Annotated in this window: 11 protein-coding genes; 4 read left to right on the top strand and 7 right to left on the bottom strand. The window is 57.1% G+C overall.

Annotated elements, in window-relative coordinates; translation table 11 throughout:
* The first annotated feature begins 121 nt into the window (after positions 1-121).
* A complete protein-coding gene (locus AB8B31_RS17100; RefSeq protein WP_028733236.1) occupies positions 122-1,342 on the top strand; it encodes an acyltransferase family protein in 1,221 nt (406 codons plus the stop codon).
* Between the two features lie 916 nt (positions 1,343-2,258).
* A complete protein-coding gene (locus AB8B31_RS17095; protein WP_018446942.1) occupies positions 2,259-2,558 on the top strand; it encodes a hypothetical protein in 300 nt (99 codons plus the stop codon).
* 151 nt (positions 2,559-2,709) lie between these two features.
* Here AB8B31_RS17095 and AB8B31_RS17090 read toward each other — a convergent pair whose 3' ends face one another.
* Positions 2,710-3,366 (bottom strand): sugar transferase, encoded by a 657-nt coding sequence (locus AB8B31_RS17090; RefSeq protein ID WP_018446941.1) that lies wholly within the window; start codon positions 3,364-3,366, stop codon positions 2,710-2,712.
* Between the two features lie 452 nt (positions 3,367-3,818).
* Here AB8B31_RS17090 and AB8B31_RS17085 point away from each other — a divergent pair, with 452 nt between their 5' ends.
* On the top strand, positions 3,819-4,571 hold the full coding sequence (locus tag AB8B31_RS17085; protein WP_018446940.1) for a Crp/Fnr family transcriptional regulator: 753 nt from the start codon (positions 3,819-3,821) through the stop codon (positions 4,569-4,571).
* 188 nt (positions 4,572-4,759) lie between these two features.
* On the opposite strand, the gene AB8B31_RS17080 is transcribed toward AB8B31_RS17085, so the two are convergent.
* Both AB8B31_RS17080 and AB8B31_RS17075 read right to left on the bottom strand, forming a co-directional pair.
* Entirely contained in the window at positions 4,760-5,782 is a 1,023-nt protein-coding gene (locus AB8B31_RS17080) for a glycosyltransferase family 2 protein (protein WP_018446939.1), read from the bottom strand.
* 132 nt (positions 5,783-5,914) lie between these two features.
* Entirely contained in the window at positions 5,915-6,826 is a 912-nt protein-coding gene (locus AB8B31_RS17075; RefSeq protein ID WP_018446938.1) for a glycosyltransferase family 8 protein, read from the bottom strand.
* Between the two features lie 306 nt (positions 6,827-7,132).
* On the opposite strand from AB8B31_RS17075, the gene AB8B31_RS17070 reads away from it, so the two are divergent.
* The gene (locus AB8B31_RS17070; protein WP_018446937.1) at positions 7,133-7,432 is read left to right on the top strand and encodes a hypothetical protein; all 300 of its coding nucleotides are present in this window, start codon (positions 7,133-7,135) and stop codon (positions 7,430-7,432) included.
* Positions 7,433-7,620: 188 nt separating this feature from the next.
* Here AB8B31_RS17070 and AB8B31_RS17065 read toward each other — a convergent pair whose 3' ends face one another.
* The 4 genes from AB8B31_RS17065 to AB8B31_RS17050 form a co-directional block, all read right to left on the bottom strand.
* Entirely contained in the window at positions 7,621-9,090 is a 1,470-nt protein-coding gene (locus AB8B31_RS17065; RefSeq protein ID WP_028733237.1) for a hypothetical protein, read from the bottom strand.
* A 125-nt stretch (positions 9,091-9,215) separates the two neighbouring features.
* Complete coding sequence (locus tag AB8B31_RS17060) at positions 9,216-10,601, bottom strand: polysaccharide biosynthesis/export family protein (RefSeq protein ID WP_018446934.1); 1,386 nt, start codon at positions 10,599-10,601, stop codon at positions 9,216-9,218.
* A gap of 6 nt (positions 10,602-10,607) precedes the next feature.
* Positions 10,608-11,630, bottom strand: coding sequence for a glycosyltransferase family 2 protein (locus tag AB8B31_RS17055; protein ID WP_028733238.1), 1,023 nt, complete (start codon positions 11,628-11,630; stop codon positions 10,608-10,610).
* Complete coding sequence (locus AB8B31_RS17050) at positions 11,627-13,381, bottom strand: polysaccharide biosynthesis tyrosine autokinase (RefSeq protein WP_028733239.1); 1,755 nt, start codon at positions 13,379-13,381, stop codon at positions 11,627-11,629. Before AB8B31_RS17050 ends, AB8B31_RS17055 begins: the two co-directional genes overlap by 4 nt.
* Positions 13,382-13,424: the final 43 nt, after the last annotated feature.

Below are 13,424 nucleotides of genomic sequence, written 5' to 3'. Positions count from 1 at the left end.
CCGATCACCTGGATTCCAACTCCGACCGTCGCAGGGCACCTCGGGAAGCACAGGGGCCGTGGGTTGATGGTCAGAGATGCGTCTTCGGGAGAGGGGTGCTCTCTCGTTCAATTTTTACCTGATGTACCTGTGGTCACTGACACGCGGCCCCGATCCGGCAATGATGCCGCCGCTACTCTGCAGCAACGGCTTGCCATTCCAAATCGAGTCAATACTTCTGAAAGGGGCACAGATGTTTCTCGGCGAAAAGCTTTATCAAGCGAACGGGCGACCGACAGGATTCGATTATATGCGATTACTGTTAGCCTTTTCAGTGCTTTGGATACATACGGCCCGCGTTACGTACGGCGACGACCTGTTTCTCTGGGAGTCACCCTTCCGCCCTGTTATCAAGTCAGTGCTGCCCATGTTCTTTGTCCTGAGCGGGTTCCTGGTGGCTGGCAGTCTTGAACGATCGAAGACATTGATCTCCTTCCTCGGTAACCGATTTATCCGGATCTACCCTGCTCTTGCGGTTGAGGTATTGCTGGCTGCCTTTATACTCGGAGCGATCTATACAGAGTATGACCTGCGTGACTATTTCACCGATCCTCAGTTCTTTACATATCTGATGAATGTCACAGGGCACATTCACTTCAATCTTCCCGGGGTATTCCTGGATAATCCTGATGCCGCGATGGTGAACGGGCAGCTCTGGACGGTGCCCTTCGAGCTTGAGTGCTATGCGGTGATCGCCGTCCTCTTTGTGCTCGGCGTCGTCAGGCGGCGGGTGATTGCCCTTATCGCAACGCCGGCCTTGATCATAAGCTTCGGTATCGCAAGATATTGGAAACATGAAAGTGATTGGGCGAATATGCCGACGACTGCGTCAGGCAATCTGCTCATTTGTGCTTTTCTTGTGGGGGTGACCTTCTACCTCTACAAGGACAAGGTTCGTTGGGATGTTAGAATTTTCCTCGCCTCGGTGGCATTCATACTATGGGCCTATTGGTTCACCTCCTTTGGGGACTTCGTTGCGATTCCGGCCATAGGCTATGTCACAATCTTCCTTGGCCTCACCTCGCCCCGCAAGCTTGGCGTCCTGCGTGGAGCCGACTACTCCTACGGCGTCTTCCTCTATGGCTATCCGATCCAACAGGCATTCGTAGCGCTCGGGCCTTGGGCGCATAACTGGTGGCTGAACGGCACTGTCTGCAGCATCATTGCCACTTGCTTTGCCGCCTTCTCGTGGAGATTCATCGAAAAGCCAGCGCTGAAATTGAGGAAGCAAGTCACCTGGCTGGAAAACTTCAGGCTCCAACGCGGCGCAAAACGGCAACTGGCCGGCGCAGTCTCGAAATAGGCTTGTCTGTCGATACCGGACCCAAGGCTGGCAATTCCATCGCTGGCGCTTAACCGACAAAGAGGTCAGCAGGGCTCGCCATCGCCGCGAGCCCTGTTTCGTTGTTGCCTGTCCCATCACCACTGATGAACACCCGGTCCGTCATAGGGGCCGAGTTCTGCGTAGGCGGTTACCCAACCCTGAGACCGTCGATGTCACATGCTTGCCGAGCGCATATGCGCTGATGCTAGAGCCTTTCCTGGTCAGATTGCAGCATTCTGTTGGCTCAAACGGAGTCGGATGGTCGACCGGCCGGCGCGTCGTAGCCCAGCTCTACGGCCAAGCCGGCCGGTCGATCAGCCGGTCCGTTTCAGCCAACCCTCCCGCGGATTTGCCGGGCAAATCTGCAAGACTTTAGAATCGCCGGACGCACCTATTGCTTCGCATGGCGAAGCAGTGCGGCCGGTGGGCCGGGCATCTTTGCGCCAGGATCAGAGGCGATCGGCTCGAACGTACCAAGAGGTATGCCCTTCGCCAATCGTCTCTGCCCTGACGAAAACCTGCTCCGGCAGAATGCTGCAATCTGACCAGGAAAGGCTCTAGGCCTATGACTAAACTTATTTTTTCGGAAAAAATGTTCAGTTCGGCAAGAGAATGCCGTAACCGCATCCCCGGCTTCTGTATAAGCCTTCGATGCCTAAATCTTTCCTGCCGCTATATCCATGAATTTCTTGGTTTTTGACGATGGAGTGGCCATGGCGGATGAATAGTCGAATATTCTCCGGCGTGGCTCAGCCGAGTTATTGGGCGGGTGTTAGCAATATTTTAACCGTAATGGATAAAATACTTTGATCGGACTTCGTTCTGACTTTGGGTTTTGTCATGTCATTGAGGGCTGACGGTGGCTTGAAGGAGGTGTGAAGAGAGGAACGGAATAATGCTGAACAGCACGCTCATCGTGGTTGCCGTCTCCATCGCCGCCGGAGCGACCATTCGCGCTTGGGCCTTTGCAACCTTCGCATTTCTGGTGGTCGCGGCCTTGGGCGCCGTGACCCTGCTAAAAGGCTCCTCCTTGACGGAAGCGATCGTTTCTTGCCTCGAAGTGCTTGTGTTGATGGAGATGTGCTATCTGGCGGGTCTATTCGCCTTCTCGTTGTGGGGGCATAATCAAAAGCGCCGGAAAAAGAACTCGATCGCCGATCGCTCCCATGTCACAGGCAAGCGTCCTCATGGATAATGACTGAGGCGGCAGGATGCTCGGTGTTTGCGCTATGTCAGGATGTCTAAAGGGCGGCGCAATCTTTCAGATTTGTTCCTCACGCTTTAGATCTTTATTTCCAACCCATGTCGTTATCGCAAAACCGCTGCACGCTTTTGCGCGACATGCTTCAGGAGTCCACCCTGGGCAGTAGGGCCTGCCGGGACAGCAGGGCGGAGAGTGTTTTTGCCATGATCGCAAAATCCAGCGCGAGCGTCCATTTGGACAAATACTCGACGTCGAGGGAAACTCTATTCTGATAGCTGACGTCGTTGCGCCCGCTGGTCTGCCAAGGGCCAGTCAGGCCGGGGCGGACGGCCATGTAGGCGTAAGCATGTTCACCGTAACGCGACAGCTCTTCTTTGGTAATGGCGCGAGGCCCGACGAGGCTCATTTGACCCCGCAACACGTTGATCAATTGCGGAAGCTTGTCGAGGCTCGATCGTCTCAAAATACCGCCGACGACAGTGACCTGCGCTTTGGCCGTTGCGTCGGCTCTTATCGTACGAAACTCGAGGCAACCAAACTCTTTTCCCTTATAACCGAGCCGACGATGGGAATTGAATACAAGCCCCCAATCACTTAGCGTTATGATGACTGCAACCGACAGAAGGAGCGGCGACAGAAGGAATAAGACACTTGCCGCAATGATGATGTCCAATGCACGCTTCAGAATTCTGCTGATCCTATGGGATTGTGACGAATTGAATGGACGCCTTTCCTGTCGAACCCTGGCGATATCCCGCCAAGGTTTGGTTGGGTTGACGCCCTGATTTTTTCCCGCCATCCGCGTCTCCGTTAGACAAACCCCAGAAATCACAGCAAAAGCTTGTTTTAATGCAAGTTTTATGTCTGTGACCGAGGTCATAATCTTCAATAAATTCTTTATACTCTGAAGAAATTCTTTTGACTATTTAAAATATTACCTTTGTTATTGAAATATATAACGGAGGATTCATTCAGATTTATTTTATATTCTTATATTACTATTGTAGTTGTTAACTTATTCTACGGGTAAGCAATTGTCATAAATTGTATAAAAACCGTCGCGCAGCTTCTATGAGTTTCTTGTGAAAGAATTCGATATGAATTTTATTATATATAAATGTGAGGAGTCGTCATAATTATGTATAGTTTAAACACGAGATTTTTATTTTATTACTGTTTGACTTTATAATTTAACGCATTACGAATGTCGATCAAGACAGTAAATCAATTAGTCTGCGTGGAGTTGCGCGTATGGACGGGGCGATTAGCATCAGAGACAACAGGACTAGAGGAAGCGCGGCGCGAATAGGCGAAGCGGTTACTTGCGGGCCTGTTGGTATTGTTTACGGCGGCCGGGCCGATTTGGATCACGAGTTTCCGTTTTGCCGCTCAAGTATTCGAAAGTTTCGCCGCGGTGAAGTTATTGCCAGCGCCGGTGTCCTCATCGACATGTTCGCCCGCGTACAGCGCGGAATGGTGAGCGCAAGCACGCCGCTTGCCGATGGACGAGAGTTCATCGTCGAAATCATTCCTAAAGGTGGCTTGATCGGCGAATTGGAGGTGCTGCGCAAGCAGTCTCTCAGCCTGGAATATCGAGCCTCCTCGGACTGCGAACTGCATTACTTCGACGGTCGATTGCTGCGGGACTTGTGTGCGAACGATCCGCAATTTCAGGTGAAGATCCTGTCGAAGGCACTGGCGCGTGTTTCCGAACTCGAGCTGCGGATCATTTCCAACGCCGGATCGAGTCTAAGGCAGAGACTGGCCCGGACGCTGCTGCGTCTTTCTGCCTTGTACAGAATGGATGCGCAGAATAGCGGCGACGAGTTGATCATCTCCCAACATGACCTGGCCGCGACGCTGCCGGCGTCGCGTGAGAAGGTCAACCAATGCCTGCGGCGTTTGCGCGAGAGCAAAGTGGTCGACGGGACACAGGGCAAAATCCGCATTCTCAATCGGAAGGCGCTGGAGGCTTACGCTGAGGGTGTGACGTCCCTCGCTTGAGACGTCGCGGTGATAAAAACAAAAGAGCAGAAAGCCTCAACAGAACCCGCCACCGGCGGGTTCTGTGTTTGAATGGCTGTGGGTGTTGATAGTCGGACGAAGCAGGGCTGAAAGACCAAATTGGCGTTTTACCCCCATATCTTAGTGACGTTTTGCCCAAACGGCCGCGCAATTTTGCGCGACATGCTCTAGATTTCGCTCTCGGAAGCATTCCTCCAGTATTTCCACCCTTCACCCTGTATGAGCCCGTGATCGGACAGGTCCTTCCAGCTTCTGTAGGTGCCCGTATCGTCATAGACGAAGTCATCCATGTCCTTGCCCGAGGAGTATACGGTGTATTCCTCCGTATGTTGGGACAGGTGTGCCGCGTCGGCAACCTTGTGCACGAAGGTCGACAGGAACTTGAAATGCAGAAGGGCGCCGGATACGCCGAGCGCTCCGCGCATGTCGCCCAAATTCAGGGAGAGTGGCCAGACCTGGTGCGATGATTTGAGAAACAGACGTTCACCCTGGACATAGACGAGAGGTATCTTGTTAAGCGCGGGGCCGTCCCAGAGCCGGTCGTGGAAATAGACCCTCCCGCGAACGCCGCCCTTGATCCATATTGTCCCGTTGCGTTCGTCGAAATGCGCGACATATCCGGATCGGTCGAAGAGATTGCAGACCTCGAGCGGGTTGCGACCGGGTTCGCAGATGTTTTCAAGAACGGGATGCGGGCTGTACATGTCGATCATGACCGAGCGGAGGGAGTGGCCGCCCATGGAATCGATATAGGCGGTCAATTGATCAATCGGCCGGGTGTCGCAATGGGGATAGACGAGAAATTCATCTGCATCAACATACAGGACCCACTTCTCCCGGCAGTGCCGGTTGATGACTTCGTTGATCCAGTCGTTTCCGAATCTCGCCGCCTTGTAGGACCCATGAGCCGAAAGAAGAGAGACATCGTCGAAGCTGGACAGCAACTCAGCCGTGCCGTCGGTGGAGCCGTTATCGATGCAGATGAAGTGCTCGAAGCCGAGATTACGATAATACTGCAGGAAGAAGGCCAGCCGGTGCCCTTCGTCGCGGATGACGCAGATGACGACGTGGCGCGCCTGCTTGAGCCCGCTGCGCAGCAGGTCATAGCGAACCTGCCGAGCCTTGAGCGACCGGCGCAGGCGGGCTTTCACGTAATGCGAGATACTGGCGGCGGAAGCCCTATAACTCATATTCTGTCCTGAACATTATCCATTCCTGGAATGAATGGATGAATACTTGCGCTTCCGTCTGCAAATCCACGGCTCGACCGGCGACGCTGAGTTCAGTCACGCGGACATTCAGGTCGGACCAACCATACATCATCATACTGCGTAATCGCCAACCAGCAGGCTCTGGACCCGAGGATTGGATCCGTCTTTCTCAATTGCGTGTTCGATGCGTGCCCGTATCGACCTGTATTTATACAGCATCTTACGGTCGAAGCTTATTCCGCGATACAGCGAGTTGTAAATCGGATGTGCTTTGCGCAGGTCGACGTAGACCTGGCTTTCCTTATCGGTCCATGGAAAGAAGGTTCCGTGCCATGGCTTCGGATGCGCCATATAATGGACGATCGACAAGGAGGACATGTTCACCAGATGAAGGAACTGTTTGGGAAAGTTCCAGCGGTTCGATACGAGGATGAGCGCTGAACCGCAGACATAATTCAATGCGCCCTGATCATGTTTGCCCTCGCAGGCCTCGGGATTTTTAGCAAAAAGCTCAAGCGCCTCCTGCCCGATCCAGCCGTTGCGATGGAATTTCAGGACTCCCGCGTTGAAATAGTGGCTGCTGCTTCCAGTATCGAGGAAGTCATGGATCGCCGTATAATCTCGCGCCGCGAAAAACCGGCCCTCTGGAACCGTGGCGCTTTCGAACGCACCGAGATCGCTGACGATCTGGGTATCACCGTCGAGGTAGATGATCTGGGTATAATTGTCAGGCAGGATCTCGCAAAGGACCAGCTTGGCCATCGTGCTGACGCTGATGCGTCCCTGGAAATGCGAACTGTCGAGCTTGCCGAGCGAGTCCTGTAGCGCTTCGGTCGCATCGATCAGTATGACACTGCTCCTTGCAAGCAAGGCTTTCAGCTCTTCGAAATTATCGAGATGTTCCGACAAGAGGACGCAGACATCGGTCGCGGGGCTTGCGAATTTTCGAGCCTGAAGCGCCGAGAGAATAGTCGGAAATGAATACTCGACATCCGTGACGTAGACGACGCACTGATTGTTCATGTCATCACCCTTCCGATTGTCCGCAATACAAATGAATCGGCATTGTCTTTCCAGTCGAGGGAACCGTTGTGAATTGCGCTGACGGGTCTGTCATATGAAGGCCCTGTTCGGTATATATAGCCGGCGTCCAGACCGGTGGAGCTGAATCGGAGTCTGGCTGCCGGCGGCTTTTGTGTGTTTCATTGTTGAGATATTCGCCATGAAGAGTGCCTTGCCTGTCACAGGGCTGTGTTTCGACTTCTTGTTTCGCGGTACGAAGATTGGTGCCGGGACCCTTGTCGGAATGCGGAGGGAAGGGGGATTGTCATGCTGATCACCGCGCTCGTGGCAACCGTGATTTCGATCGCTGCCGGGGCTGCCATCCGGGCTTGGGCTTTCGCAATTTTTGCATTCCTCGTGGCAATCGGCTTCGGCAGCGTGGCTTTTGCCGACGGGTCTTCGGTGACCGTGGGCGCGCTCTCCGGTATCGCCATCCTCGCGCTCATGGAAATCGGCTTTCTGGCAGGCGCGTTCCTGTCGGGGCTTTTGCGGCGTAGTGCCAGGCTGCGGGAAAACAATTCCGTCGCAGATAGCGTCGCGACCACCACTGAGCGCCCACAGGGCTAATATTGACATAGAACCTGCAGCATATCCTTGTGCGGATGACCTTGCCGGAGCGCGTTCGTCCGAAAGGCCGCTTTTACAGGCGATCCTTGAAAGACGCGGCGCGGTCAGCCGACGTCGACCCGGTGCCGACACGCCGATGGCTTGACGAGATCGCCATCCCGCGCGATGGCTGAGCTTCACGGCGGGCCTCATCGTGTTGAAAACATCGGCGCTCTCGGCAGAGATGTCGATGTCTCCAGTGGGGTTCGGTTGGCAAGCGATCGGTTTGCGCGCCGTGGCGCGATATTGGTTGCCGCCAGGCAGCCGGCTGCCAGACCCGCCGTCGTGCTGAACAGCAAGCCGAGATCGGTACCGCTTCCCGATATCGCCGCCGAGGCGACCTGCGCGATGGATGCCATAACCGCAGCGTTTCCGATCGCGCGGATCTCCCGATCGCCTGACATTTGCCGGCCGGAGGCTCTCACAAGGCTGTACAGGAAGGCGGCGAAGAGAAGGGTGCCGGTCAATCCGACATTGGAGAGCAATGCAGCGATGAAGCTCGAGGCTCGAACCGTGCCGAGCCCGGCGCCGAAGGTGGCTGTATCGACGAATGCGATCAATGCCAGCGTGTTCCAGGCAGTGCGTTCTTCGCCGGATTGCGATTGAAGCTTGTCCGACAAGGTGCTGTTCACCAGGCCGGCGATGGAATCCCACGCATCGGGGACAAGGCTTAGCGCGACGATCCCGCAGGGAATCAAGAACAGCGTGATCACCAGGAGTGTCACGTGCGGGGTCGTGGCCGGGCCGCTGATCAGTCGTTTCAAGCAATACAGCACGAACATGCAGACAACGAAGATGCCGGCGATATAGGCGGTTGTCGACGTGCAAAGGACGATCGTCGGGCCGATGAAAAGCGTTGCAAGTCCGGCCATACGGCTTTGGACGCGCTCCAGCCAAAGCATGAGCGTGAAGGAAAAATAGGCCAATGCGACCGCGCCATAAGTGCTTGCTTCGGGGAACGGACCGACGATGCGTTTGAAGCCGCTGATCGTCTCGGCCGTATGCATCGTATAATTCGCATTTCTGATGACATCGAGCAGGTAGGACTGGTCGGTCAGAAACGTTCCGATATCGATCAACGCCAGGGCAAAACAGGCGATCGAGGCCACGATCAACTGCAGTGCGATGAAACGGGCATAGCCGAGCCTGGTAAGCCCCGAGACGACGGCAAAGCAGGCGAGGTCGCCAAGCAGATAGACGGACTGGCTGAGATTGGACGAACCCGGCGACAGGGGAGCGGCCACCGTCGACATCATGCCCGTGGCGTCTCGTGCAGAGGAGTAGACGAGGGTCGCCCCTGCAAAGATGCGGGGCAAAAAGAAAGACGATGCCACGGAAAACAGGATGTAGGCGGCAAACCAGAAACCGGGACCCGGATAGGCGATGCTGGCCAGCATGGCCTGTGTTTGAGCCGGGCGCAGCAGGGCGGCGGCCACGAGAAAAAGCACCAGAAGATGGCTCGGCTGGATGCTGCTGCCGCCGAGCGCGGGCAATTGGAGAGCCGCCGCCGCCCCCAGCAGCGTCGACAGGCAAAGGGTCGCAATCGCAAATCGCGCGCCGTTGACCATGCCGAGCAGGCCAAGCAGCAGAACGATGAAACCGATCGGTTCTATCGACATGCTTCAAATCCCGATCCGGACGGCGAGCGGCGGAGGCATCGGTTTTGCCGAAGACCGGCATCCGCCTTTCGGGGCGATGCTTGAGGCGCAAGCCGCCAGCTGTCGTCGATGGTCACAACCGCCCCCTAATTCGATCCCGTCTGGGATATCCAGCCGGGAGCCGCCTGATTATCGCCTGCCACCTTCGACAGCGGGACGGTCGAGGTTTGCTGCTGCGGCGCGGACTGCAACTGCAGCGGAGGCGACGGCGTCTGAAGGTCCGTATCGATGCCGATTTCGACGACATCATGCGGCCGCAAGGTGGTCGTCTCGTCCGCCTCGATGTTGCGATAAGTCCCGTCTTCGTTGCGACGCACGATCCTGTAGTTCTTTTGTGCTCTGCCAAGACCCGGCGTTTCCGTATTCATCTGAGCGAGCTGCGCGCTGTAGCCAGCCTGCTCGCCCAGAAGCTGGGCCACCTGGATGTCGATCGCCGCCCTGCCGATCGCGAGATTGACCTGGTTCAGCAGCTCCTGGTTTTCACTGTTCTGCCGATTGACGATATTGATCTTCGAACGATCGGCTTCGCTGAGCCCCTGGCGAGCCGTGGTCAGAGCGACTTCGAGATCGATCAGGGTGCCTTGTGCATCCGCGACCCCGCGGTCGACCGAGACCTGACGGGAATTGCTGACCAGGCCCTTGCTCACCAGGCTGTTGACATTATCCAGTTCCTTTTGCGCGAGGTCGATCTGCCGCTTCTGCGAATTGATCTTGGCCTCGAGCGACTGGACCTGCTGGCCGTAGAGACGGGTGAGGTCGCTCGCCGCATCGATCTGGCTTTCGATATCGACACGTCGCAGCCGCATCAGGTTCAATTCCTGCGCCTTCAGCTTGTCTACATCGGGCGTTCCGGCGAGCTCGGCAGGGATCTCGAAACTCTGTTCGCCGGCGATCTCGGCACGCAACCGCGCCTGACGCATCAGAAGATCGCGCCGGTTGAGAATGGCCGTTCGATAGGCTCCGGCAGCCTGGATCCGGTCGCGTTCGAAGACGGTATTCTCCTCGCGCTCCCGAAGGAAGCCGCCGGCGATGCTGACGGCCTTCATGACCGTCATATCGGCTTCAAAAGCATAACGCCCGGGGGTCTGCACTGTCCCGGTTACGAAGATCGGCGCATGCTGGGCAATTTCCACGGCGATGAACGGCTTTCCCGGCAGTTCCGCCTTTTCGGAGAGCGCAGTGGCGATCGCATCGGAAACCTGTTCCGTCGTCTTGCCAATCGCCTGCACCTGTCCGGCGATCGGGATCGCCAGATTGCCGGCATCATCGACTGTATATGTCCCGCCGAGTGCTTCCCAGCTGGCATACCGGGAATCCGAAGATCGCCATTCGACGACGCGCAGTCGCACCTGATCTTCCGGCACGAGGGTATAGTTTTCCGCATGGGCGACGCTCCAGCCGGTCACGCAGGAAAATACCAGCAAGGCAAGAGCGGCGGAGATCAGGCGATCGGACAAGGATGTGCGCTGCATTGACTGCTATCTCCGTTTCGTTGCGATCGACGGCGAAGGCATCTCGCGCGGCGAGGGATTGCCGAATTCGAGAATGCGGGACGGCGAGGCGCGGCCGACAAGAAGATCGGACAGCGCCAGCAAATTGCCGTTCAAACGTCCCCAGCGGTCGATCAAGCGATCATTGAACAATAGGCCCCGCGTATTCGCCAGGATGTTACGGCCGATCTGCGCAACGGCACGGCCCTTCGACATCGTGCCCTTCCGGATCAGGTAGACAGGATTGGCAACCTGCGAATAGCCGAGTCTTCGGCCGGGCTGGCGTCCGGATCTGACGCCGAGATGCACCCCGCGGGCGCCTTCGACGCGTACGGACCTGCCGTAGCGGGCGATGGACCGGCTGAAATCGACATCCTCGAGCCAGCCGTAGAGCGGCAGTTGTTCATCAAAGGCCAGCGCGTGCTCGAGAATGGGTGAAAGGCGAACCGCCATGTTGCATCCGTAGGCGTTATAGACTTCCGTCACCTGCTCGGCCCCTTCGGCCGCAGTTTCAAGAACTTTCAGGGCGTTTGACATGCTGAGGCCGCCGTCGAGGATGCCATCGGCCAGAACTTCACCGGTGGCGATCGCCACGTCGGGGTTTGCCGCAAAGACAGCCGCCATCCGCGACAGGAAGGTTGCGGCGGGAATGAAGTCGTCATCCAGGAAGATCAGAACATCCGTATCGGCGGCCGCCGCCTGGATGATCCTGTTGCGCTGAGAGGTCAGGCCGCGGCTGCCGACGATGACTTCAACATCGAGGCGCTCGGTGAGCCCGGCGGCGTCGTCGATCGTGGGCACGCAGACGATCAGCCGCTCGGGCTGATCCGGCAGGGTGGTGAGATAATCGATCGTCTCCCGCAGTATCGAGGGGCGGCCTGCCGAAGCGATCCCCACGGCCATTCGCAACGGGCGGTTCGCGCGCTCAGCCATGGCTTCAGCGCCGCAAGGAACAGGCGCCGACCCGATCCGGCCGCCCTGCCTGGTTGCTTCTGCCGAAGGCGAGGTCATGAGTGCATTCTTTCCGGTGCATGGTTGATGACTGCGCCGAGGATCTCCGCGCCTACATTGCGCAGGGTGTCGATGACGCGCAGGGTATCGTCGATCGAGGTGCGTCCATGCGAGGTGACGACGAGGACACCGTCCAGCTCCGGTGCGATCGCATTGGCATCCGGCGAAGCAGAGAATGCGGAAATGTCGATGAATATGGCGTCGAACTCCTTTTTCAGGTCGGCGAAGCTCAACTGCGTGCGGCGGGAACTCAGGCGAATGGCCGGCGTCACTGCTTCGACCTTGCCGAGGGGGAGGAATTTCAGTGTCGAAGTGAGGGGCAATGCCGCCGTCTGGATCAGTTCGCCATTGTCGAGAACATCGACGAGGCCTGTGGAACTATGGGGCGCGATCGATTTGCTGAGTGACGACCTCTGCGCAGCCGCATCGATCAGCAGCGTGTGAGCCCCTGATCTCGACGACAGCACTGCAAGTTCGCATGCTATAGTCGAGGCTCCGCTGCCTGGATCAACGGCGACGATTCCAATGACGACCCGGCGTTTGCGTCGAAGACCGACGACCGTCGCGCTCAGTTCCGCCATGCCCGGAATAACAGGATAGGCGGCTGTGCTGCTGCTGCCGGTACCGGCGGGGAGGAAACGCGCAGGGAGATGGGTCTTCCTCGATGTCGCCAGCAAAGTGACAAAGGGCAGCCCACTGGCTTCAGCGATCTGATGAGGGCGGATGATCCGGCGATCGCCGACGTGCCTTATCATGGCGAGTGCCAAGCCGACGCCAAGACCGACCGCCGCCGCAAAGGCGATGATGAGCGTGCTGCGCGGTCTGGCTTTCGAAAGAGGCAGCGTGGCCCGCGAGACGATCGTGGCATCGGACACCGGGTAGGTGATGCGCTGCCGGGCTTCCGTCAGCTGGTTTAAGGTATTTTCATAGAGGCTGCGGCGGGCATCCGTTGCGCTCTGCAGCTCCGCAAGCTTGAACTGATCGCGCGGGTTGCTCGTGAAGCTGGCCAGGGCGCTGGCAGCCTCGGCCAGTCCACGCTGCTGCTCGCTTACGAATCTTTCCAGCCATTCGCTATATTGCCGGGAAGCATTGGCCTTCATGGCGATATTCTTCTGGATATATTGCCTGGCGAGCATATCGGCGATGTCGACGGCCCTCTGAGGGGTCGACGCAGCCGCTGAGATCTCGATGATCGTCGAACTCCCGACCCGGCGTATTCCTATCATGTTCAGCAGCGTGGCGATCGCCCTATCCTGGATCCGCTCGTCCTCTGCGTGCGGTTGTGCTTGACGCGGCCCTGTGCCTGCCGCTTCCTGCGATTCCGTATCCGGTTCAGAAGAAATCCCCATCAACCAGTTCTTTGCCCTATCCTGCAGCGAAGGCGTCTGATCGACAAAGTCAGGATCGGTATCGAGACCAAGTGCCCTTACCGTTCCGCCGACGACATCGCTGGATCTGGCAATCTCTAGCTGTCCCTCTATGAACGCGTCTTCCGCGAAAGCCCTCTGTGCTTCAGAGCCGCTCACCTGGGGGACAATCACAAGTTGCGTGCTGGCAACGAAAGTCGGGTCGGCGGTCAGCACGTAGGTCCCGGCCATTGCGAGGAAGGCAAAAGTTGTCGCCAGAACCCATAGCCAGCGCATTCTGAGAAAGAAAAGCATATCCCGCAAGGTCAGCGGGGAGTTCCCGCCGGGAGCTGCGGCAGCCAGAGGTAGCGGCGAAACGCCGCTGAAGATCGTGCTGGAGGTCATATCGTCCTAATCCAAAATGGCGAGATCACGGAGTAACCAGGTA

Source organism: Rhizobium sp. 62_C5_N11_2 (assembly GCF_051811185.1).
Taxonomy (GTDB): domain Bacteria; phylum Pseudomonadota; class Alphaproteobacteria; order Rhizobiales; family Rhizobiaceae; genus Rhizobium; species Rhizobium leguminosarum.
The sequence above is the reverse complement of the archived record's forward strand: the minus strand, read 5'-3'. Positions and strand labels throughout refer to the sequence as shown.